Below are 22,286 nucleotides of genomic sequence, written 5' to 3' on the forward strand. Positions count from 1 at the left end.
TGTCACGCCTCGCCGGCGAAGACCACCTGGTAGCCGCTGGCCCGCAACGCGCTGATCAGCGTGTCGGAGTGCTCCACACCCCGGGTCTCCACCGACAGGGCCACCTCCACCTCGCCCAGGCGCAGGTGCGGATTGGCCCGCTGGTGCTCCACGTCCACCACGTTCGCCCGGTGCTCGGCGATCTCACCGAGCAGCGACGCGAGCTGACCCGGGCGGTCCGAGCAGCGTACGGTCACCCGCAGGTAGCGCCCGGCGGCGGCAAGGCCGTGCTCTATCACCCGGAGCATCAGCAGCGGGTCGATGTTGCCGCCCGAGAGCACCGCCACGACCGGCGCCTCCACCTCGACGACGCCCGCCAGCAGCGCGGCCACGCCGACCGCACCGGCCGGCTCGACCACCTGCTTGCCCCGCTCCAGCAGCATCAACAGCGCCCGGGAGATGTCCTCCTCCGAGACCGTGACCACCTCGTCCACCAGCTTGCGGACGTGGGTGAAGGTGAGGTCCCCCGGCCGGCCGACGGCGATGCCGTCCGCGATGGTGCCGAACGCCGGAAGGCGTACCGGCTCGCCGGCCACCAGGGAGGGCGGGAAGGCTGCGGCACCGGCCGCCTGCACCCCGATGATCCGCACGTCGGGCCGCAGCGCCTTGGCCACCACCGCCATGCCGGAGACCAGGCCGCCCCCACCGACCCCGGTGATGATCGTCCTGACCTCGGGGCACTGTTCGAGGATCTCCAGGGCCACCGTGCCCTGGCCGGCGATCACGTCCCGGTGGTCGAACGGGTGGATCAGCGTCGCCCCGGTCCGTTCGGCGAAGGACTGCGCCACGACCAGGGACTCGTCGACGGTGTTGCCGGCCAGTTCGACCTGGGCGCCGTACCCCTTGGTGGCGGCCACCTTCGGCAGCGGCGCGTTCACCGGCATGAAGACCGTGGCGTGCGTACCGACCAGGCCGGCGGCGAGCGCGACCCCCTGGGCGTGGTTGCCGGCGCTCGCCGCGACGACGCCGGCGGCCCGTTCCGCCTCCGACAGCCGGGAGATCCGCACGTACGCGCCACGCACCTTGTACGAGCCGGCGCGTTGCAGGTTCTCGCACTTGAGCCACGTCGGCCCGCCCAGCGCGGCGCTGAGCGGCCGGGATGGCTCCAGCGGGGTGGTGCGTACGACGCCGTCAAGCAGTTCCCGCGCGGCCCGTACGTCGGCAAGACCGACCAACTCCGTCATGCCCTGATCGTGCCACCCCCCACCCCCGCTCCCCCTGCCTCCCCCACCGCAACTCCCCCCGCGATCTTGCAGTTTCGGCCCACGGAGTACGCCTTTTGTCCCGATTCGCGGGGGCAGAAAGTGCAAGATCGCGCAAAGGGTGCGCGGGTGGGGAGGACGGGGAGTGGTCAGACGGGGGTGGGGATGCGGGGGTAGGTGGGGGCGTGGCGGGGCCAGGGGGCCTGCATCTCGAACTGGCCGGCGACGCCGAGCAGCAGCAGCTCGGAGCCCGGGGGGCCGATCAGCTGCACGGCGACCGGCAGCCCGTCCGGGCGGCGGCCCACCGGCACCACGAGCGCGGGCAGGCCGGCGATGTTCCACGGTGCGGCGAACGGGGCGTACCTGATGCTGGCCAGCATGTTGGCCCGCCAGGACCGGCCCGACCAGCCGCCGGCCTCCGGCGGCACGGTGGCCAGGGCCGGCGTGAGCAGCAGGTCGATCGAGTGGTCGGCGAAGAAGCCGATCGAACGCTCTCGCCAGGCCGCCCGGTCGGCCTCCCGGACGTACCCGCGCCGCTGCGCCCACTCGCCGAGGGCGACGTGCCGACGGCTGCGCCGCTGGAGGCCCCGCCGGTCCAGCCCGGCGGCGCGGACGTCGGCGGCCGCCGCGGCGAACCAGGTGGCCATGCCCTGCAGGCCCAGCGCCGTCGGGTAGACCGGATCGGCCGGCACCGTGTCGTGGCCCGCGCCCGCGAGCAGCCGGCCGGCGGCGGTGACCGCGTCACGGTTTGGCGCGTCGGGGTGCACGCCCCGCACCGGCGAGCGGAGCGAGACGCCCACCCGCAGCCGCTGCGGCGGCACCAGCTTCTCCGGGCGGCGCCCGGCCAGCACCGAGAAGCCGACGGCCGCGTCGGCGACCGTACTGGTCAACATGCCGTGCTCGGTGAGGCCGAACCAGTCGTCCGCGCCGAGCTGGCACGGGACCACCCCCCGGCCGGGCTTGAGCCCGACCAGGCCGCAGCAGGCCGCCGGGATGCGGATCGAGCCGAGGCCGTCGTTGCCGTGGGCGATCGGCACCAGCCCGGCGGCGACCGCGGCGGCCGCGCCGCCGGAGGAGCCGCCGGGGGTACGCCCCATGTTCCAGGGATTGCGGGTCACCGCCGTCTCGTCGTCGGTGATGCCCCACAGGCCGAGCTCCGGCATCCGGGTCACCCCGAGGATCACCGCCCCGGCGCCGCGCAGCCGCCGGACCACCTCGTGGTCGGCCTCGGCCACGGGGGTACGCACGGCAGCCGACCCGTTCCAGGTGGGCAGCCCGGCGACGGCGGTGTTCTCCTTGACCGCCACCGGCACCCCGGCCAGCGCCAGGTTGGCCAGGTCCTCCTGCTCGTCGACCTTCTCCGCCTCGGTGATCGCCTCCCCGCCGCGTACTGTGCGGAACGCGGCGAGGTCGGCGTCGACCCGGGCGATGTGGTCCAGGTGGTCGGCGACGACCTGGGTGGCCGTGACGTCGCCCCTGCGTACGCCCCGGGCGATCTGCTTGGCGGTCGCCCCCACCCAGGTCGGCATGATGTCCTGCACGGCCACCCTCCCTCACCAGCGGTCAGCCCAGCGCCTGCTCCAGATCGGCGAGCAGGTCGTCGACCGTCTCGATGCCGACAGACAGTCGCACGAGATCGCCGGGAACTTCAAGCGGCGAGCCGGCAGCACTTGCGTGTGTCATCCGACCCGGGTGCTCGATCAGGGATTCCACGCCGCCGAGCGACTCGGCGAGGATGAAGAGATTGGTCCGGTTGCAGATCTCGACGGCGTGTTCCTCGCCGCCGGCGGCCCGGAACGAGATCATCCCGCCGAACCGGCGCATCTGCTTCGAGGCCACCTCGTGGCCCGGATGCGTGGGCAGCCCCGGGTAGATGACCTGACCGACCTTGGCGTGCCCGTCCAGGTAGGCGGCGATCCGCTCGGCGTTGTCGCAGTGCCGGTCCATGCGTACGCCAAGGGTCTTGATGCCGCGCAGGGTGAGCCACGCGTCGAAGGGACCGTTGATCGCGCCCATCGCGTTCTGGTGGTAGCGCAGTTCCTCGCCCAGCCCGGTGTCGGCCGCGACCAGCGCGCCTCCGACCACGTCGGAGTGGCCGCCGACGTACTTGGTGGTGGAGTGCACCACCACGTCCGCGCCGTGCGCGATCGGCTGCTGAAGGTACGGCGAGGCGAAGGTGTTGTCGACGACCAGCAGGGCACCCGCGTCGTGCGCGACGCCGGCCAGCGCGGCGATGTCGGCGATGCCGAGCAGCGGGTTGGTGGGCGTCTCCACCCAGACGATCCGGGTCCGGCCCGGCTCGACGGCGGCCCGGATCGCGTCGGGGTCGGAGACCTTCGCCGGGGTGAAGTCCAGCCCCCAGCGCTCGGCAACCCGGGCGAAGAGCCGGTACGTGCCGCCGTACGCGTCGTCGGGGATCACCACGTGGTCGCCCGGCTTGCAGACGGTACGCAGCAGGGTGTCCTCGGCGGCCAGGCCGCTGGCGAAGGCGAGCCCGACCGGACCGCCCTCCAGCGCGGCGAGGCACTCCTGGAGGGCGTCGCGGGTGGGGTTGCCGGAGCGGCTGTACTCGTAGCCCAGCCGCGGCGCGCCGACGGCGTCCTGGGCGTACGTGCTGGTCTGGTAGATCGGTGGGATCACCGCGCCGGTGCGGGCCTCGGGATCCTGGCCGGCGTGGATGGCGAGCGTGTCGAAGCCGTGACTCATCCCGTGAGGCTAATGCCCCGTCCCGGACGCCGGAACGGAAAGGCCGCACGAATGACCATCACAGTCGATGCGATGGGCGGAACGCCCCTCCCCGCGGGCTGCCGGCATAGCCTGGACCGATGGGCGGGTGCGTGTTCTGCGGGATCGTGGCGGGCGAGGTCCCCGCCTTCCGGGTGGCCGACGGGCCCGACGGGGTGGCGTTCCTGGACACCCGGCCGGTCTTCAAGGGACACGTGCTGGTGGTGCCGCGCACCCACCTGGTCACCCTGGCCGACCTGCCCGCCGAGGCGCTGGCCGGCTACTTCGGCCTGGTGCGCCGGCTCGCGGTGGCGGTGGAGACCGGTCTGGGGGCCGGCGGGACGTTCGTGGCGATGAACAACAAGGTGTCGCAGTCCGTCCCGCACCTGCACACCCACGTGGTGCCCCGCACCAGGGGCGACGGCCTGCGCGGCTTCTTCTGGCCCCGCACCCGCTACGCCGACGACACCGAGGCCGAAACCCACGCCGCCCGAATAACCACAGCCCTGTGACCCCACCGGTGATCAGGACGCGATGGACGTTACCCGGCCTGTTTGAGGTCCATGGCGTCCTGATCACCGCCGCTGGAGGTTTCGGCGCCGGTCCGCCTGAGTCAGGGTGGAGCGGGTAAGGAAGGCGGGTCCGGCGGTGTTGCACGCTGGGAGAGGTACGAGAGGAGTCCCACCGTGTTCCTGCGCCGTATGAAGGCCGAGCTGCCCACCTCCGACCAGGCCCTGCCGGGTCGCCTGATCGCGATGCCGATCGCGGACCGGCACGAGGTGCTGGGCACCCCGCTCAAGGGCCCCTTCCCGGAGGGCTCGCAGGTGGCCGTGTTCGGCATGGGCTGTTTCTGGGGCGCCGAGCGGCTGTTCTGGACCCTGCCGGGCGTGATCACCACGTCCGCCGGTTACGCGGGCGGCATCACGCCGAACCCGACGTACGAGGAGGTGTGCTCGGGCAGGACGGGGCACGCCGAGGTGGTCCAGGTGGTCTACGACCCCACCAGGATCAACTACGAGGACCTGCTGAAGGTCTTCTGGGAGAACCACGACCCGACCCAGGGCATGCGCCAGGGCAACGACGTGGGCACCCAGTACCGGTCGACGATCTACGTGACCACGGACGACCAGCTCGCCACCGCACAGGCGTCGCGGGACGCGTTCGCGCCGATCGTGGCGCGGGCCGGCAAGGGCGAGATCACCACGGAGATCGACCGCCTCGGTGAGTACTACTTCGCCGAGGACCTCCACCAGCAGTACCTGGCGCCCACGAAGAACCCGAACGGGTACTGCAACCACGGCCCGAACGGGCTGAGCTGCCCCGTCGGCATCGCCCGCACCGCCGGCTGACCCCGGCTACGGTCGTGATCGGGTCTGCGGTGTTTGTCACACCGCGGGCCCGGTTCCGATTCGGGCACCGGGCCGGCCCGGGCCGGAAATGTTGCCGCGACCACGCGTCGATCGCGCCGGGGCGCGCATCTTAGCAACCGGGTGCTTCTGTCGGCATCAGCTCAACGGGCGAGCCCCACCCACCTCTGGCAGCATGGGCTCGCATGTGCGGACTTGCGGGAGAGTTCCGTCGTGACGGCTCACGCGCCGATGTGGCGGCGGTGGAGCGCATGGCGGCCACGATGAGCGACCGGGGGCCCGACGACAGCGGCGTCTGGGCCCAGGGCCCGACAGCCCTCGGACACCGACGCCTGAAGATCATCGACCTCTCCGCCGCGAGCGGACAACCCCTGGTCGACCCCGGCGCGGGGCTGACCGGCGTCTTCAACGGGTGCGTCTACAACTACCGCGAACTGCGCGCGGAACTCCAGGCCAAGGGCCACCGCTTCTTTTCCTCGGGCGACAGCGAGGTGGTGCTCAAGGCGTACGCCGAGTGGGGGCTCGACTTCGTCGACCACCTGGTCGGCATGTTCGCCGTGGCGATCAGCGAGCGGGACACGGGCCGGCTGGTGCTGGCCCGGGACCGGCTCGGCATCAAGCCGCTCTACCTGGCCGAGACGCCCGGCACGGTGCGCTTCGCCAGCACCCTGCCCGCGCTGCTGGCCGGGGGCGGCGTCGACACCGGCATCGACCCGGTCGCGCTCGCGCACTACCTGAGCTTCCACAGCATCGTGCCGCCGCCGCGCACCATCCTGCGCGGGGTCACCAAGCTGCCCCCGGCGACCGTACGGGTCTACGAGGCGGACGGCCGCACCTCCGAGCGGGTCTACTGGGACCCGGCCTTCACCCGCTCCGCCGAGCGGGCCGACTGGTCCGGGAAGGACTGGCAGGACGCCCTGCTGGAGTCGCTGACCACCGCCGTACGCCGCCGCATGGTCGCCGACGTGCCGGTGGGCGTGCTGCTCTCCGGCGGCCTGGACTCCAGCCTGGTGGTGGCCCTGCTCTCCGGCGAGGGCCAACGCGGGCTCGCCACCTTCTCGATCGGCTTCGACGCCGTCGGCGGCCGGGAGGGCGACGAGTTCCGCTACTCCGACCTCGTCGCGAAGACGTTCGGCACCGACCACCACCAGATCCGGGTGGCCGCCGCCGACCTGGTGTCGCCCCTGGAGGCGGCCGTCGCCGCGATGTCCGAGCCGATGGTCAGCCACGACTGCGTGGCGTTCTACCTGCTCAGCGAGGTGGTGTCGCAGCACGTCAAGGTGGTCCAGTCCGGTCAGGGCGCGGACGAGATCCTCGGCGGCTACCACTGGTATCCGCCGCTCGCCCGCATCGGCCGGGACCAGGCGCTCGACACGTACGCCGGGGCCTTCTTCGACCGGGACGCGGCCGGGCTGGCCCGGGTGCTGAACCCGGCCTGGCTGACCGACGGCGACCCGGCGCGGGAGTACGTGGCCGCGCACCTGGGCCGGGCCGGCGCCGAGACCGCCGTCGACGCCGGACTGCGGATCGACACCCAGGTCATGCTGACCGACGACCCGGTCAAGCGGGTGGACAACATGACGATGGCGCACGGGCTGGAGGCCCGCGTGCCGTTCCTCGACCACGAGTTCGTCGAGCTCGCCGCGAGCTGCCCGCCGGAGCTCAAGCTGGCGCAGGGCGGCAAGGGGGTGCTCAAGGAGATCGGCCGCCGGATGCTGCCGCACGAGGTTATCGACCGGCCGAAGGGCTACTTCCCCGTGCCGGGCCTCACCCACCTGGAGGGCAAGCTCCTCGACCGGGTACGCGACGCCCTCTGCGCGCCCGAGGCCCGCCGCCGTGACCTGTTCCGCGCCGACTACGTCGACGCCCTGCTCGCGGACCCGAACGCCGAACTGACCCCGTTGAACGGAAACAAGCTGTGGCAACTCGGCCTCCTGGAAATGTGGCTCCAGAGCCACGGAATCGACTGACCGTGACCGACACCCTGGCGACCGGCGCGGCCCGGCCCGACCGGTTGCGTGGCGGGCGGCGACGGGAGCGGGTGGGCCCCGGCGGCGATCCGATGGCACCGGACCCGGCGGAGACCCCGACCCGCGAGGGCCACACCGACGTGGTGCTGGACTGCGGCTGGGGGCGGCTCGTCTTCGGGCAGACCTTCGCCGACCAGGCCGCCGTCGCCGCCGTGCTGCGGTCCGAGGCAGCCGGCTCCCGGGACATCTGCATCTACCTGCGCGACCCGCACGTGCTGGTGTCCCGGCTGCCCGACGAGCTGTTCATCGACCCGTCGCTGACCTACCGGCTGCCGCTCGGCGACCACCGGCCGACCGACGACGTCCCGGGACTGGCCATCCGCCCGCTGGCCGACGCCGCCGACGCGGACGCGGTGAACCGGATCTACGCCCGCAACGGCATGGTCACCGCCGGAGTCGACGTGCTCGTCGCCAACGCGCGCACCGACCGGTTCCTGCACCTGGTCGCCGAGGACGCGGCCGGCGAGATCGTCGGCACCATCACCGGCGTCGACCACGTCGCGGTCTTCGACGACCCGGACGACGGGGCCAGCCTGTGGTGCCTCACCGTCGACTTCAACACGGCGCCGCCGGGCACCGGCCAGGCGCTGATCACCGCGCTGGCCGCCCGGCTGGTCGAGCGGGGGCGGGCGTACGTGGACCTGTCCGTGCTCGCCGAGAACGCCGGGGCGATCCGGCTCTACGAGCGGCTCGGCTTCTACCGGACGTCGACGCTCTGCGTGAAGCGGAAGAACCCGATCAACGAGCGGCTCTTCCTGCCCGCCACACCCGAGGGATACGACCAGCTCAACCCGTACGCGAAGATCGTGGCCGACGAGGCGATGCGGCGCGGCATCCGGGTGGAGGTCACCGACCCGGCCTGGGGTGAGCTGCGGCTGAGCAGCGGCGGGCGGACCGTCCTGACCCGCGAGTCGCTGTCGGAGCTGACCTCGGCGGTGGCGATGAGCCGCTGCGACGACAAGCGGGTCACCCGCCGGATCCTCGCCGAGGCGGGGCTGTCCGTGCCACGAGGCCGGACCGCCACCGGCGACGACGGCGACACCGCCTTCCTCGCCGAGGCCGGTCAGGTGGTGGTCAAGCCGGCGCGGGGCGAGCAGGGCAACGGGATCACGGTGGGCGTACGCAGCCCCGAGGCGCTGGCCGCCGCCGTGGAGCTGGCCGCCCGGTTCTGCCCGGACGTGCTGATCGAGGAGATGCACCCCGGCGAGGACCTGCGGGTCGTCGTCATCGACCACGAGGTGGTGGCCGTCGCGGTCCGGCGTCCCGCCTCGATCATCGGCGACGGGGTGCACGAGATCGCCGAGCTGATCGAGCGGCAGAGCCGTCGCCGGGCCGCCGCCACCGGTGGCGAGTCGCGGATCCCGCTCGACGACATGACCCGGGACGTGCTCGCCGAGGCCGGCCACGAGCTGCACGACGTGCTGCCCGAGGGGCAGGTGCTGGCCGTACGCCGGACCGCCAACCTGCACACCGGCGGCACCATCCACGACGTGACCGGGGACCTGCACCCGGCGATCGCCGACGCGTGCGTGGCGGCCAGCCGTGCCCTGGACATCCCGGTCACCGGGCTGGACCTGCTGGTCGAGGCACCGGACCGGCCCGAGCACGTCTTCATCGAGGCCAACGAGCGGCCCGGCCTGGCCAACCACGAGCCGCAGCCGACCGCCGAGCGCTTCGTCAACCTGCTCTTCCCGGGCACCCGCGCGCCCCAGCGGCTCTGGACCCCGGCCGGCCCGGGAGGTGCCGCGTGACCCCACGCCCACTGGAGATCGACCTGGACTACCTGCGCCAGGTGCTGCTGGAGCTGCTGGAGATCCCGAGCCCGTCGGGGCGTACGGACCACGTGCAGCAGTACGTCGGCGAGCGGCTCTCCGCGCTCGGCATCGCCTCCACCCTGACCCGGCGCGGCGCGCTGAGCGCCCACCTGCCCGGCCCCCGCTCCACCGGCGCCGACCGGGCGATCGTGGTGCACACCGACACCATCGGCGGCATGGTCAAGCGGCTCAAGGAGAACGGCCGGCTGGAGCTGAAGCCGATCGGTACGCACAGCGCCCGGTTCGCCGAGGGTGCGCACGTGCGGATCTTCACCGACGACCTGGACCGGGTGGTCACCGGCCAGGTGCTTCCCCTCAAGGCCAGCGGGCACCGCTACAACGAGGGCGTCGACCTTCAGGGCGTGGGCTGGGAACAGGTCGAGGTCCGCGTCGACGAGCCGGTCGACGACATCGCCGGCCTGCGCGCGCTCGGCATCGACGCCGGGGACTTCGTCGCGTTCCTGCCGAACCCGACGGTCACCCCCTCCGGGTACGTCAAGTCCCGGCACCTGGACGACAAGGCGGGCGTGGCGGCGGTGCTGACCGCGTTCAAGGCGATGGTCGACGCGGGCGCCCGGCCGGCGGTCACCGCGCACCTGCTGGTCACCGTGACCGAGGAGATCGGGCACGGCGCCTCGCACGGCCTCGACCCCGACGTGGCGGAGATCGTGTCGGTGGACGCCGCGGTGGTCGCCCCCGGCCAGCAGTCCCGCGAGGACGCGGCCACCCTGGCGATGGGCGACGGCGTCGGCCCGTTCGACTACCACCTGACCCGCAACCTGGCCTCGATCGCCGCCGAGCACGGCGTACGGCTGGTCCGGGACGTCTTCGACTACTACCGCTCGGACGTGGCGGCAGCCGTGGAGGCCGGGGCGCACGCCCGGGTGGCACTGCTCGGCTTCGGGGTGGACGCCACCCACGGGCACGAACGCACCCACCTCGACGGCCTGCGCCAGCTCACCCAACTGCTCTGCCTCTACCTCCAGAGCGACCTGGTCTTCCCCGAGTGGGACGCCGAGCCGGAGGGCGACCTGGCCGACTTCCCGTCGCTGGCCGTGCAGCCGGCCAGCGAGGAGGGTCCCCGCGAGGGACCGATCGGCATCGCCGAGCACCCGTGACCGCCGGCGCGCCACTGCCGGGCGCCGTGTGATCGAAATCCGTTGCCCGGGGCGCGGGGGCTGGATAGCGTGGCGGTACACGGGAAAGGAGGTGGTCCAGACTTGTACAGCAATCGGACTCGTGAGGTGGCTGTCCGCTAGCCGCTGTCCTCGACAGTGAAACCGTCCGCCGCGAGGCGGGCACAGCACCATCGTCGAGACCGTGTGGCAGCGGTGCGGCGAAACCACGACAGCCACCCGACCCCCGGGGTGCCGGCCCAGTCCAGCCGGCCCGCGCGTGAGCGCGGAAGCCCCGGGGGTCGACCCTTTCCACCCCGTCCCGGGCGCACAGCCGGAGGTCACCGTGTCGATGCGCGAGCTGGTGGTGCTCGGGACGGCCAGCCAGGCCCCGACCCGGCAGCGCAACCACAACGGGTACGTGCTGCGCTGGGACGACGAGGTGATCCTCTTCGACCCGGGCGAGGGCAGCCAGCGGCAGCTCCTGCACACCACGGTCACCGCCACCGACCTGACCCGGATCTGCGTCACCCACTTCCACGGCGACCACTGCCTCGGCCTGCCCGGCACCATCCAGCGGCTCTCGCTGGACCGGGTGCCGCACCCGGTGGCGGTGCACTTTCCCGCCGGCGGCGCGGAATACTTCGCCCGGCTGCGGCACGCCAGCTCCTTCCACGAGACCGCCGAGCTGCGCGTCGAGCCCATCGAGGCCGACGGGCAGCTGATCACCCTGGGCGTCGGCACGCTGGAGGCCCGCCGGCTGCGGCACCCGATCGAGACGTACGGCTATCGGCTCGTCGAGCCGGACGGCTGCCGGATGCTGCCGGAGAGGCTGGCCGCGTACGGCATCGCCGGGCCGGCCGTCGGGGAACTGCTCCGCGTCGGCCACCTCGATCTCGACGGACGCCGCGTCACCCGCGACGAGGTGAGCGTGCGCCGGCCGGGGCAGCGGTTCGCCTTCGTCATGGACACCGGCCTCTGCGACGGGGTGTACGCCCTCGCCGAGCACGCCGACCTGCTCGTCATCGAGTCGACGTTCCTCGACTCGGAGGCCGCGCTCGCCGCCGAGGTCGGCCACCTCACGGCGGGCCAGGCCGCGCGGGTGGCGGCCGAGTCGGGCGTACGCCGGCTCGTGCTCACCCACTTCTCCCAGCGGTACGCCGACCCGAGCCGCTTCGCCGACGAGGCCCGCGCGCACTTCGACGGCGACCTGGTGATCGCCGAGGACCTGACGACCGTGCAGGTGCCGCCCCGGCGGGTAGCCTCGACCGGGTGACGGTCATCCTCCGCCCCGCCACCGAGGCCGACCTGATGCCGGTCGGCGCCCTGCACCAGCGGTCCCGGGCGGCGGCGTACGCGTCGTTCCTGCCGCCCGAGGCGCTGGCCGAGCCGGGGCCGGACGCGATGGGACAGTACTGGGTCGAGCGGTGGCGATGGGAACGCGACGAGCACCGGATGACCGTCGCCGAGCGCGACGGCCGGCTGGTCGGTTTCAGCTACCTCGGGCCCGACGACGAGGGCGACCCGGCGACGGGCCTGCTCAACGCCATCCACCTCGACCCGGCCGAACGCGGCCGGGGCACCGGTCGCGCCCTGATGGTCGACGCGCTCACCGCCATGCGGGCGCGCGACCGGTCCCGCGCGGTGCTCTGGGTCCTGCGGGACAACGTGCAGGCCCGCAGCTTCTACGAGCGCGGCGGCTGGACGCTCACCGGCGTCGCCCGCGACGACCGCATCGGCCCGGCGCTCACCACCCAGCTCCGCTACTCACGCGTGGTGTAAGGAAGGGCCCCTTCTCAACGCCCAGGCGTTGAGAAGGGGTCCTTCCTTACTCGTCAGTGGGCGCCGAGGTGGGCGAGCAGGTCCTGCCGGGTGAGGACGCCCTTCGGCTTGCCGTCGACCAGCACCAGGGCGGCGTCGGACTTCTCCAGCAGGCCGACCGCCTCGCTCACCGGCTGGCCGCCGCCGATCATCGGCAGCGGGTCGGCCATGTGCCGCTCGATGGTGTCGTGCAGGTGCGCCTGGCCGGTGAAGAGCGCGTCGAGCAGGTCCCTCTCGGCGATCGAGCCGGCCACCTCGCCGGTGACCACCGGGGGCTCGGCCTTGAGCACCGGCAACTGCGAGACGCCGTACTCGCGCATGTAGTCGATCGCGTCGCGGACCGTCTCGGTCGGGTGCACGTGCACCAGCTCGGGCAGGCCGCCCGGCTTGCCGGCGAGCGCGTCGGCGACCGTCGGCTCCGTGCCGGAGTTGTCCAGGAAGCCGTACCGGGCCATCCACGTGTCGTTGAAGATCTTGGAGAGGTAGCCCTTGCCGCTGTCCGGCAGCAGCACCACGACCACGTCGTCCGGGCCGGCCTTGCGGGCCACCTCCAGGGCGGCCACCACGGCCATCCCGCAGGAGCCGCCGACCAGCAGCCCCTCCTCGCGGGCCAGCCGCCGGGTCATCTCGAAGGACGCCTTGTCGGAGACCTCGACGATCTCGTCGGCGACGCCCCGGTCGTACGTCTCCGGCCAGAAGTCCTCGCCGACGCCCTCGACCAGGTACGGCCGGCCGGTGCCGCCGGAGTAGACGGAGCCCTCCGGGTCCGCGCCGACGACCTTGACCCGCCCCTCCGACGCCTCCTTCAGGTAGCGCCCGATGCCGGAGATGGTGCCACCGGTGCCGACGCCCGCCACGAAGTGGGTGATCTCGCCCCCGGTCTGCTCCCACAGCTCGGGGCCCGTGGTCTCGTAGTGCGAGCGCGGGTTGGCCGGGTTGCTGTACTGGTTGGGCTTCCAGGCGCCGGGGATCTCCCGGGCCAGCCGGTCGGAGACGTTGTAGTAGGAGCGCGGGTCCTCCGGGGCCACGGCGGTCGGGCAGACCACCACCTCCGCGCCGTACGCGCGCAGCACGTCCTGCTTGTCCTGGCTGACCTTGTCGGGGCAGACGAAGACGCACTTGTAGCCCCGCAGCTGCGCCACCAGGGCCAGGCCGACACCGGTGTTGCCGCTGGTCGGCTCGACGATCGTGCCACCCGGCTGGAGGATGCCGGCCTTCTCCGCGTCCTCCACCATCCGCAGCGCGATCCGGTCCTTCACCGAACCGCCCGGGTTGAGGTACTCCACCTTCGCCAGCACGGTGGCCTGGATGCCGGCCGTGACGTTGCGCAGGCGTACCAGCGGGGTGTTGCCGATCATCTCGACGACGTTGTCGTAGTACCGCACCTCGTTTGTGCCCTTCTCCTCCGGCGCCGGCGGAGGCCGGGCAGACGTCTTCCTCGACGCCCCAGGGTACGTGGGTTCAGGAGGCCACGTGCCCGGGGATCACCGAGCTGCGCCGGGCCTCCCACTCCAGGAACCGCTCGGTCTCGGCCAGCACGCTGCCGGCCAGCCAGGTCACCATGACCGCGTCGTCGGCCAGGCCGAAGACCGCCAGCGGAATTTCCGGAAGCAGGTCGATCGGCGAGACGATGTACGCCGTCGCCGCGGTCATCAGGGCCAGCCGCAGGCCGCCGTCGTACTCCCCCCGGGCGGTGGCCCGGATCATGCGAGGCAGCGCGCCCAGCCGTGCCCCGAGCGACGGCCCGCCCCGCGCCCCGGTCGCGAGCGCCCGGGCCAGCGCGCTGAACGCCGCGCTGCGCTTCAATGTCTTCCCCATGTTCGGCCCCTCTCCACGTGCCAGGATGACGCGCCCGCGCAACCTTCGGTCACCGGTACAGGTACCCAGGAGCGTCGGCTTCCAGGCACCCGGGAGCCGACACGACGACAGCGGCGTGTCGTTCCGGCGCGATAATGTCGCTGTATGGGGGTCGCTGGTTCCGTCGTCCCGGTTGGTCAGCGCTGGCAGCGCGCCTGGCAGATCGCCCGCCTCGCGGCGATCGGCACGGGCGCCACCGCCGCGGCCGTGGCAGCGACCGGCGGCGTGCTCCTCGGGCAGGCCCGGCAGGCCCGGCGCACGATCCCGATGGCCGAGGCACCACCACCGCGCTGCGACGGGGTCTACGGCGCGAAACTCCCCGGCCCGCCGGTCACCGTGGTCGTGCTCGGCGACTCGTCGGCCGCCGGCTACGGCGTGCACCGCCGCCGGGAGACGCCCGGCGCCCTGCTCGCCACCGGCCTGTCCCGCCGCCTGCAACGCCCCGTACGGCTGCACCGTTTCGCCGTGGTCGGCGCGATCTCGGCCGTGCTCCGGCACCAGGTGGAGGCGGCGCTGGAGTGCCGCCCCGACGTCGCGGTGATCCTGATCGGCGGCAACGACGTGACCAACCGCGCGCCCTTCAGCCTGGCGGTGCGCTACCTGGTCGACGCGGTCCGCACGCTGCGTGCCGCCGGCTGCGAGGTCGTCGTCGGCACCTGCCCCGACCTGGGCGCCATCCGGCCGATCCAGCCGCCGCTGCGCTGGCTGGCCCGCCGCTGGAGCCGGCAGCTCGCCGCCGCCCAGACGGTCGCGGTGGTCGAGGCCGGCGGCTGGACGGTATCCCTCGGCGACCTGCTCGGGCCCCGGTTCACGGCCGAGCCGACCCGGATGTTCGCCTGGGACCGGTTCCACCCCTCGGCGGAGGGCTACGCGATGGCCGCCGCCGCGCTGCTGCCGACCGTGCTGTCCGCGCTCGGCGCGGGGCAGGAACGCCGCCCGACCCTCATCCGGGGCGAGGGCGTACGGTCGCTGCCACAGGCCGCGCAGGAGGCGGCCCGCCACCCGGGCACCGAGGTCAGCGGCATCCAGGTCCGGGGGCGCGAGCGCGGCCCCGCCGGCCGGTGGGCACAGTTGCGCCGACGGGCCTTCTTCGGTGTCGGCGCGGTGCCGCAACCAGGCCCCGCCGTCGACTCACCCACACTGGAGGGACTGGCATGAGCGAGCGCTTCATCCCCTCGGGGCTCGCCAATCGACTGGGCCGGGCGGCGACGCTCAGCCTGCTCGCCGGCACGGTCGGCGGCGCCGCCGTCCTCGCCGGTCAGGCCTTCGCCGCCCGGCACCGCCGGTACGCCCAGCCGGAGCTGGCGCTCGCCCTGCGCGCCACGGTCGGGCGCACCGACGCGCCGACGCTGCGACTGGTGCTGCTCGGCGACTCGTCCGCCCTCGGTGTCGGGGTCGGCCGCCTCGACGAGACCATCGGCGGGCAGTTGGCCAACCTGCTCGCCGAAGGCCCGAACGGCCGCCGGGTGCACCTGTCCAGCGTCGGCGTCTCGGGCTCGCGGTCGACCGACCTGGCGACCCAGGTGGCCCGGGCGCTGCTCGGTGAGCGCCCCGACGTGGCGGTGATCCTGATCGGGGCCAACGACGCCACCAGCCTGCGCCGCCCGGTGGAGGCCGCCGCGTACCTCGGCGCAGCCGTGCACCGGCTCCGCGAGGCCCGGGTGGAGGTGGTCGTCGGCACGTGCCCCGACCTGGGCGCCGTACGCGCGATCGCCCCGCCGCTGCGGCAGGTGGTCGGCTGGTCGGGGCGGCGGGTGGCGCGCGCCCAGACGGCGGCGGTGCTCGACGCGGGCGGCACGGTGGTCGACCTGGCGACCGAGACCGGCCCGGTGTTCCGGGCCGACGCCGGGACGCTCTGCCACGACGGTTACCACCCCTCCGCCGACGGCTACCGGGTCTGGGCGCACGCCCTGCTCCCGGCCGTCGCCGCCGCCGCGGTGGTCGCCTCCCGGCACTGACCCGCCGGCCGTCCCGGCCCGGGGCGGGCGTGACATTTCCCGGCCGGCGGGCAGCTTCCGCCCGAAGTTACCGAAGGTTAACGTTGGTTCATGCCGTCTGAGTCGTCCCGCGACGCCGTCATCGTCGCCACCGCCCGCTCCCCCATCGGCCGGGCACACAAGGGGTCCCTGCGCGACGTCCGCCCGGACGACCTCGCCGCGACCATCGTGCGGGCCGCCCTGGACAAGGTCCCCCAGCTCGACCCGGCAGAGATCGACGATCTCTACCTGGGGTGCGGCCTGCCCGGCGGCGAGCAGGGCTTCAACATGGCCCGGGTGGTCGCCACCCTGATGGGCCTGGACACCCTGCCCGGCGCGACGCTCACCCGCTACTGCGCGTCCTCGTTGCAGACCACCCGGATGGCGATGCACGCGATCCGGGCCGGCGAGGGCGACGTGTTCGTCTCCGCCGGCGTGGAGACCGTCTCCCGGTACGCCCGTGGCAACTCCGACAGCCTGCCGAAGGAGGCACGGGCCCTGGTCGGCGGCGGCTGGGAGAACCCGCGCTTCGCCGCCGCGGCCGAGCGGTCGACGGCCCGCGCCCAGGGCGGCGCCCCGGTCTGGACCGACCCGCGCGAGGCCGGCGAGCTGCCGGACATCTACCTGAGCATGGGGCAGACCGCCGAGAACCTGGCCCAGGCGTACGACGTGACCCGCGCCGACATGGACGAGTTCGGCGTACGCAGCCAGAACCTCGCCGAGAAGGCGATCGCCGACGGCTTCTGGGCCCGCGAGATCACCCCGGTCACCACGCCGGACGGCACGGTGGTCGGCACCGACGACGGCCCGCGCGCCGGAGTCACGCTGGAGGCGGTCTCGGGGCTGAAGCCGGTGTTCCGTCCGGACGGGCGCATCACCGCCGGCAACTGCTGCCCGCTCAACGACGGCGCGGCCGCCGTGGTGATCATGAGCGCCCAGCGGGCCCGGGACCTCGGGATCACCCCGCTGGCCCGGATCGTCTCCACCGGCGTGACCGCCCTCTCGCCGGAGATCATGGGTCTCGGCCCGGTCGAGGCCACCCGGCAGGCGCTCCGGCGGGCCGGGATGACCATCGACGACGTCGACCTGGTGGAAATCAACGAGGCGTTCGCCGCGCAGGTGATCCCCTCGTACCGCCAGCTCGACATCCCGCTGGAGAAGCTGAACGTCATGGGCGGCGCGATCGCCGTCGGGCACCCGTTCGGCATGACCGGGGCCCGGATCACCGGCACCCTGCTCAACGCCCTGGAGTGGCACGACAAGACGATCGGCCTGGAGACCATGTGCGTCGGTGGCGGCCAGGGCATGGCCATGGTCGTCGAGCGCCTGAGCTGAACGCGCCGGCCTGAGCGGGCCTCGCCTGAGCGGGCCTCGCCTGAGCGGGCCTCGCCGCCGGGACCGGAGCCCCGGCCGGCGGCGCACGGGTCGCCGCTAGAGGATTTCGCGGGTCGCCGTCACCTCGGCGGCGGCCCGCGCCAGCACCTCCGGCGGCGGCGTGGCGGCGACCAGGTCGGCCGCCACGACCCGGAGCTGGTCGGGCAGCGCCAGGTCGTTGTCGAGCCGAGGCACCGCCCGCCGGGGCCCGCCCTCCGTGTCGGCACACAGGTTGGCGATCTCCTGCACCAGCCGGTGCACCAGATCGGCGCGCGACACGTTTCCACCCGCTGCCGTGGCCGCCCAGCGGGGCTGCTGCCAGTGCCCGACCTGACGGACCAGAAACCCCACCGCCCGTTCCAGCTCCCCCACCCCGCTCACCCCACCAATTCTACGGACCGCCCCCACCCCACCCTCGCCTCGCCTCGCCTCGTTGATCATGAGGTTAGCGGGCAAAATCGCGATCGACTTCGCCGCTAACTTCATGATCAACGCCCGGTGACACGGAGCGGGGAGGGGGCGGGGGCGGGGACGACGGTCAGTCGTCGCCCTGGAAGTAGCTCAGCAGGCGCAGGATCTCGATGTAGAGCCAGACCAGGCTCACCAGGATGCCGAAGGCGGCAACCCAGGAGTAGCGCTGGGGCAGACCCATCCGGACGCCGTCCTCGACCTCCTTGAAGCTGAGCACGAAGCTCAGCGCGGCGACCACGATGCAGACCAGGCTGAACCCGATCGCCAGCGGGCTGCCGTCGCGCAGGCCGGTGTTCACGCCGAAGAGCGCGAACACGAGGTTGATCAGCATGACGGCGAAGAGGCCGGCCATCACGGCGATCATGCCCTTGACGAACTTCGGGGTCGCCCGGATGACCTTCGCCTTGTAGAGCATGGCCATCACGAAGAAGACACCGAACGTGGCGGTCACCGCCTGGAGCACGATGCCGTCGTAGAGCGACTCGAAGAACTTGCTGACCATGCCGACGAAGACGCCCTCGACAACGGCGTACGCGACGACCAGCGCCGGGTTCGCCATCCGGGAGAACGAGATGATCAGCCCGAGGACCAGGCCGACCACCGCCGCGCCGATCCAGGCCGCGCCGAGCAGGGCGTCGGGCACCAGCACCCAGGCGGCCGCCGCGGAGACGCCGAGGATGCCGAGGAGCGTGACGGTCTTGACGACCACGTCGTCGATCGACATGGTGTTGACGGTCGGCGGGGCCGCCGGGTAGCCGGCCTCCGTCGGGTACTGCTGGGGATAGCCGGGCTGTCCGTACGGCCCGGTCGGGGCGTACCCGGCGGAGCGCTCCCGCTCGGCCGCCTGGCCGAGCCGGGCGAGCACCGGGTTCGAAGTCTTCACTGTCAGGCCTCCCTCAGGGGGTCGTTGCACGTGAACGCGCACCCCCAAGAGTAAACGCCCAGGGCAGCCCGGTGGAGATCGGCAAGCTGAGCGGAAGCTGAGAGTACGACGTGCCCGGGGCGGGGGTCGAACCCGCACGCCTTGCGGCAGCCGCTTTTAAGGCGGCCGTGTCTGCCGTTCCACCACCCGGGCGGGTGACACCGCGCGGGTCGACACGCGCGGTGCAGTGTCACGGTAGCGGGTCGGCGGCGACCCGGCGTACCCCGGCGTCCGGATCACACTAGGGTCGAGGCCGTGAGCAGCGCAGCCCCCACGGCCCCCGACGCCGCCCCTGACCAGGCTGTCCTCGCCGCCGACCGGCTGCCCCGCCGGCTCCGGCCGGCGCGCCTGCTGACCGCCGTCCACCGTCGCCGGGCGGACGTCACCATCGCGCTGCTCTTCGTGGCGCTGGCCGGCTGGCTCACCCACGGGCTCTGGCCCGACCCGGCGGCCCGGGTCCTGGCGCTCAACCCGGAGGACCAGGCCCTCTACGAGTGGTTCCTCGCCGTCGACTCGCGGGCTCTGCTCGGCGACTTCGGCCTGCTCACCGGGCGGCTCAACGCGCCGGACGGCGTCAACCTGATGACCAACACCACGGTCATCGCCCTCGGGGTGCTCCTCGCCCCGGTGACCCTGCTGTTCGGCGCGCCGGTCACCTTCGCCCTGCTGGCCATGGCGAACCTGGCCGGCACCGCGGTCGCCTGGTACGTGCTCTTCACCCGCCTCCTGCGCGCCCGCCGGCTCGCCGCCGCGCTCGGGGCGGCGCTCTGCGGCTTCGGCCCCGGAATGGTCTCGCAGACCAACAGCCATCTGCACATGACCGCACAGTGGCTGGTCCCGGTGATCGTCTGGCTGGTGGTCCGCCTGCTGCGGGCCGCCGACCCGGCGGGCACCGCCGACGGGCCGGACCGGCGGCGGCTGGTCAGCTCGGCCGTCGGCCTGGCGGCGGCGGTAACGGCGCAGGTCTTCATCGGCGAGGAGGTGCTCTTCCTCTGCGCGGTCACGCTGCTGGTGATGGCGGTCGGCTACGCGGTGGCGGACCGGAACCTGGCCCGCCGCGCCCTGCCCGGCTTCGCCGGCGGGATGATGCTCGCCGCCGGGCTGGCCCTGCTCGTGCTGGCCTGGCCGCTCTGGTTCCAGTTCGCGGGCCCGCAGGGCGTCGCGGACGGCATGTTCAGCCCGCACTACTTCTCGGCGGATCTCCGCAGTTGGTGGACGGTCTCGCCGCTGTCGGTGGGGGGCGACGACGGGGCCGCCCGGCTGACCACCGGGCCGGCCGAGTACAACACCTTCCTCGGGTTGCCCCTGCTGCTGGTCGCCGCGGCCAGCGCGCTCTGGCTGGGCCGTCGTCCGCTGGTCGTCGCGTGCGTGGTCGGCACGCTGGTGACGGGGGCGCTGTCGCTCGGCCCCCGGGTGGTCGTCGACGGCGAACGCACCGCCGTGCCGGGTCCGTACGCCCTGCTCTCGGGTCTGCCCGTGGTGGACGGTGCGCTGCCGATGCGGTTCGCGCTCGCGGTGCTCCCGCTGGTCGCCACGCTGCTGGTGCTGGCGGTCGACCGGGCGCTGCGCGGCACCGGCCGGGCCCGCCGCCTGGTGCCGGCGGCGGTCGGCGTGGCGCTGCTGCCCCTGCTGCCGACCCCGCTGCCCACCGCGGAGCGTCCGCCGCTGCCCGAGTTCATCACCGGTGGGCACTGGCGCCAGTGCGTCGAGCCGGGCGGGGTGCTGGTGCCGGTGCCGCTCGCCACGCCCAGGGAGCCGTGGCCGATGCGCTGGGCGACCGCCGCCGACGCCGCGTTCGGCATGCCGGAGGGCTTCTTCATCGGGCCGTACGGCCGCGGCGGCACGGCTGCGATGGGCACCTACCAGCAGCCCACCTCGGCGCTGCTGGCCGAGGTCGGCAGGCGCGGTGGGCAACCGGTCGTCGACGACCGGCAGCGCCGGCAGGCCGCCGAGGACGCGGACTTCTGGGGTGCCTCGTGCGTGGCGCTGGCCGTCGACACCACGCACGCCGACAGCCTGCGCGGCACGCTGGAACAGCTCTACGGGCCCGCCACCCGGATCGCCGACGCCTGGACCTGGCGGGTCTGACATGGTGCGGGCGTACCCATGATCGGTTGATGCTGGCCCGGGCGGGAAGTGGCCCCGGGCCAGGCGGAGCATCAACCGATCATGAATGACCCTGAAGGTGTGCGGAGGCGGGCCAGGTCGGCGGCGTCCCCTGGGGCGGTCAGGCCCGGCCGGCGCCGACCGGCTGGGACGCCTCGGCGAACTCCTCGCGCGGGTCGTGCAGCTGGCCCAGGGCGACCACCTCACGCTTGAGGAAGAACGCCAGCGACCAGTCGACCACGACTCGGACCTTGCGGTTGAACGACGGGATCCGGCTCATGTGGTACGTCCGGTGCATGAACCAGGCCGGCCAGCCGGTCATCTTGAACCCGTACACCTGGGCCACGCCCTTGTGCAGGCCGAGGCTGGCGACGCTGCCGGAGTGCTTGTGCTTGTACTCCACCGGCTCGCGGCCACGCACGGCGTTGACGATGTTGTCGGCCATCCGGGCCGCCTGCCGGACCGCGTGCTGGGCGCTCGGCGAGCAGTAGTTGCCGGGCTCCTTGGTCAGGTCCGGCACGGCCGCGCAGTCACCGGCGCTCCAGGCGCCCTCGACCACCCGGTCGCCGTCGACCACCTGGAGGGTCGGCAGGCAGGTGACCCGTCGCCGCTCGTCGCGGGGGAAGTCCGTCGCGTCCAGCATCGGCGACGGCTTCACGCCGGCCGTCCAGACGATGGTGTCGGAGCGGAAAGTGTCGCCGTCGGAGAGCTTCACCACCCCGTCGAGGCAGGACTCCAGGCGGGTGTCCAGCCGGATGTCCATGTTCCGCTTCAGCAACTGCTGCACGGTGTAGGCGCCCATGTCCCGGTCGACCTCGGGCAGCACCCGCTGGGTCGCCTCGACCAGCACCCAGCGCATGTCGTCCGCCTTGAGCTCCGGGTAGTACTTCAGCGCGTCCCGGGCCATGTCCTCCATCTCGGCGAGCGCCTCGATGCCGGCGTACCCGCCGCCGACGAAGGTGAAGGTCAGGGCGGAACGGCGAACGGCCGGATCCGGCGTGACGGCGGCCACGTCGAGCCGGTCCAGCACGTGGTTGCGCAGGTAGATGGCCTCGCCGATGGTCTTGAAGCCGATGCCCTGCTCGTGCAGGCCGGGAATCGGCAGCGTGCGGGAGACCGAACCGGGAGCGACGACGACGTGGTCGTAGGGGATCTCCCGGGTGGGGCCGCTGATGGGCTGGACCACCGCCGTCTTGCGGGCGTGGTCGATCCGGATCACCGCGCCCGCCACCACCTTGCACCGCCGCAACTCGCGCCGCAGCGGCACCACAGAGTGCCGGGGGGAGATGTTGCCGGCCGCCGCCTCGGGCAGGAACGGCTGGTAGGTCATGTGGGGCTGGGGGTCCACCACGACGACCTCAGCCTCATGGGAACTGAGCTTCTTCGACAGGCGCAGTGCCGCATAGAGACCGACGTGCCCGGCACCCACCACAAGGATCCGCTTCGGGTTCACGTCATCTATCTTTCC

General features: G+C 73.1%; 18 protein-coding genes, 1 tRNA gene and 1 pseudogene. 11 read left to right on the forward strand and 9 right to left on the reverse strand.

What is annotated here, in order from left to right:
• Positions 1–2: 2 nt before the first annotated feature.
• From ilvA to AB0D32_RS01640, 3 genes are all read right to left on the reverse strand, one after another.
• Positions 3–1,223, reverse strand: coding sequence for a threonine ammonia-lyase (gene ilvA, locus AB0D32_RS01630; protein ID WP_357083133.1), 1,221 nt, complete (start codon positions 1,221–1,223; stop codon positions 3–5).
• A gap of 167 nt (positions 1,224–1,390) precedes the next feature.
• Complete coding sequence (locus AB0D32_RS01635; RefSeq protein ID WP_357083136.1) at positions 1,391–2,788, reverse strand: amidase family protein; 1,398 nt, start codon at positions 2,786–2,788, stop codon at positions 1,391–1,393.
• Positions 2,789–2,804: 16 nt separating this feature from the next.
• Entirely contained in the window at positions 2,805–3,947 is a 1,143-nt protein-coding gene (locus AB0D32_RS01640) for a cystathionine gamma-synthase (protein ID WP_357083139.1), read from the reverse strand.
• A gap of 119 nt (positions 3,948–4,066) precedes the next feature.
• Between AB0D32_RS01640 and AB0D32_RS01645 the strand changes: the two genes are divergently transcribed.
• The 7 genes from AB0D32_RS01645 (at position 4,067) to AB0D32_RS01675 (ending at position 12,073) form a co-directional block, all read left to right on the forward strand.
• Positions 4,067–4,477 (forward strand): HIT family protein, encoded by a 411-nt coding sequence (locus AB0D32_RS01645; protein ID WP_357083142.1) that lies wholly within the window; start codon positions 4,067–4,069, stop codon positions 4,475–4,477.
• Positions 4,478–4,651: 174 nt separating this feature from the next.
• Positions 4,652–5,314: a peptide-methionine (S)-S-oxide reductase MsrA gene (gene msrA / locus AB0D32_RS01650; protein WP_357083145.1), complete on the forward strand. Its 663-nt coding sequence runs from the start codon at positions 4,652–4,654 to the stop codon at positions 5,312–5,314.
• A gap of 203 nt (positions 5,315–5,517) precedes the next feature.
• Positions 5,518–7,302, forward strand: coding sequence for an N-acetylglutaminylglutamine amidotransferase (locus tag AB0D32_RS01655; RefSeq protein ID WP_357083148.1), 1,785 nt, complete (start codon positions 5,518–5,520; stop codon positions 7,300–7,302).
• 2 nt (positions 7,303–7,304) lie between these two features.
• On the forward strand, positions 7,305–9,113 hold the full coding sequence (gene ngg / locus AB0D32_RS01660) for an N-acetylglutaminylglutamine synthetase (protein ID WP_357083151.1): 1,809 nt from the start codon (positions 7,305–7,307) through the stop codon (positions 9,111–9,113).
• Complete coding sequence (locus AB0D32_RS01665; RefSeq protein WP_357083154.1) at positions 9,110–10,294, forward strand: osmoprotectant NAGGN system M42 family peptidase; 1,185 nt, start codon at positions 9,110–9,112, stop codon at positions 10,292–10,294. Before ngg ends, AB0D32_RS01665 begins: the two co-directional genes overlap by 4 nt.
• 343 nt (positions 10,295–10,637) lie before the next feature.
• Complete coding sequence (locus AB0D32_RS01670) at positions 10,638–11,567, forward strand: ribonuclease Z (protein ID WP_357084165.1); 930 nt, start codon at positions 10,638–10,640, stop codon at positions 11,565–11,567.
• A complete protein-coding gene (locus AB0D32_RS01675; RefSeq protein ID WP_357083157.1) occupies positions 11,564–12,073 on the forward strand; it encodes a GNAT family N-acetyltransferase in 510 nt (169 codons plus the stop codon). Before AB0D32_RS01670 ends, AB0D32_RS01675 begins: the two co-directional genes overlap by 4 nt.
• A gap of 53 nt (positions 12,074–12,126) precedes the next feature.
• On the opposite strand, the gene AB0D32_RS01680 is transcribed toward AB0D32_RS01675, so the two are convergent.
• Both AB0D32_RS01680 and AB0D32_RS01685 read right to left on the reverse strand, forming a co-directional pair.
• The gene (locus AB0D32_RS01680) at positions 12,127–13,497 is read right to left on the reverse strand and encodes a cystathionine beta-synthase (protein ID WP_357083160.1); all 1,371 of its coding nucleotides are present in this window, start codon (positions 13,495–13,497) and stop codon (positions 12,127–12,129) included.
• 76 nt (positions 13,498–13,573) lie between these two features.
• Complete coding sequence (locus AB0D32_RS01685; protein WP_357083163.1) at positions 13,574–13,930, reverse strand: YkvA family protein; 357 nt, start codon at positions 13,928–13,930, stop codon at positions 13,574–13,576.
• A gap of 144 nt (positions 13,931–14,074) precedes the next feature.
• Between AB0D32_RS01685 and AB0D32_RS01690 the strand changes: the two are divergent.
• From AB0D32_RS01690 to AB0D32_RS01700, 3 genes and pseudogenes are all read left to right on the forward strand, one after another.
• A pseudogene (locus AB0D32_RS01690) lies at positions 14,075–15,135 on the forward strand (SGNH/GDSL hydrolase family protein); the annotation flags it as partial.
• A complete protein-coding gene (locus AB0D32_RS01695; RefSeq protein WP_357084168.1) occupies positions 15,124–15,927 on the forward strand; it encodes an SGNH/GDSL hydrolase family protein in 804 nt (267 codons plus the stop codon). The pseudogene AB0D32_RS01690 and the gene AB0D32_RS01695, both read left to right, overlap by 12 nt.
• Before the next feature lie 90 nt (positions 15,928–16,017).
• Complete coding sequence (locus AB0D32_RS01700) at positions 16,018–17,280, forward strand: acetyl-CoA C-acetyltransferase (RefSeq protein WP_357083166.1); 1,263 nt, start codon at positions 16,018–16,020, stop codon at positions 17,278–17,280.
• 96 nt (positions 17,281–17,376) lie between these two features.
• Here the strand turns inward: AB0D32_RS01700 and AB0D32_RS01705 are convergent, their stop codons facing one another.
• The 3 genes from AB0D32_RS01705 to AB0D32_RS01715 form a co-directional block, all read right to left on the reverse strand.
• A complete protein-coding gene (locus tag AB0D32_RS01705; RefSeq protein ID WP_357083169.1) occupies positions 17,377–17,700 on the reverse strand; it encodes a hypothetical protein in 324 nt (107 codons plus the stop codon).
• Between the two features lie 157 nt (positions 17,701–17,857).
• A complete protein-coding gene (locus AB0D32_RS01710; RefSeq protein WP_357083172.1) occupies positions 17,858–18,673 on the reverse strand; it encodes a Bax inhibitor-1/YccA family protein in 816 nt (271 codons plus the stop codon).
• A gap of 111 nt (positions 18,674–18,784) precedes the next feature.
• Positions 18,785–18,865, reverse strand: a tRNA-Leu gene (locus AB0D32_RS01715).
• Positions 18,866–18,967: 102 nt separating this feature from the next.
• Between AB0D32_RS01715 and AB0D32_RS01720 the strand changes: the two genes are divergently transcribed.
• Complete coding sequence (locus AB0D32_RS01720) at positions 18,968–20,800, forward strand: hypothetical protein (protein WP_357083175.1); 1,833 nt, start codon at positions 18,968–18,970, stop codon at positions 20,798–20,800.
• Positions 20,801–20,939: 139 nt separating this feature from the next.
• On the opposite strand, the gene AB0D32_RS01725 is transcribed toward AB0D32_RS01720, so the two are convergent.
• Positions 20,940–22,271: an NAD(P)/FAD-dependent oxidoreductase gene (locus AB0D32_RS01725; protein WP_357083178.1), complete on the reverse strand. Its 1,332-nt coding sequence runs from the start codon at positions 22,269–22,271 to the stop codon at positions 20,940–20,942.
• Between the last annotated feature and the right edge of the window lie 15 nt (positions 22,272–22,286).

It is taken from the genome of Micromonospora sp. NPDC048170 (assembly GCF_040652795.1).
In the GTDB taxonomy this organism is placed as follows: Bacteria; Actinomycetota; Actinomycetes; order Mycobacteriales; family Micromonosporaceae; genus Micromonospora.

What these genes read in the sequence shown, in the direction of transcription:
- ilvA (WP_357083133.1), bottom strand. Translation starts at nt 1,223, where the DNA reads ATGACGGAGTTGGTCGGTCTTGCCGACGTACGGGCCGCGCGGGAACTG.
- AB0D32_RS01640 (WP_357083139.1), bottom strand. Translation starts at nt 3,947, where the DNA reads ATGAGTCACGGCTTCGACACGCTCGCCATCCACGCCGGCCAGGATCCC.
- AB0D32_RS01645 (WP_357083142.1), top strand. Translation starts at nt 4,067, where the DNA reads ATGGGCGGGTGCGTGTTCTGCGGGATCGTGGCGGGCGAGGTCCCCGCC.
- AB0D32_RS01655 (WP_357083148.1), top strand. Translation starts at nt 5,518, where the DNA reads ATGTGCGGACTTGCGGGAGAGTTCCGTCGTGACGGCTCACGCGCCGAT.
- AB0D32_RS01685 (WP_357083163.1), bottom strand. Translation starts at nt 13,930, where the DNA reads ATGGGGAAGACATTGAAGCGCAGCGCGGCGTTCAGCGCGCTGGCCCGG.
- AB0D32_RS01695 (WP_357084168.1), top strand. Translation starts at nt 15,124, where the DNA reads ATGAGCGAGCGCTTCATCCCCTCGGGGCTCGCCAATCGACTGGGCCGG.
- AB0D32_RS01700 (WP_357083166.1), top strand. Translation starts at nt 16,018, where the DNA reads ATGCCGTCTGAGTCGTCCCGCGACGCCGTCATCGTCGCCACCGCCCGC.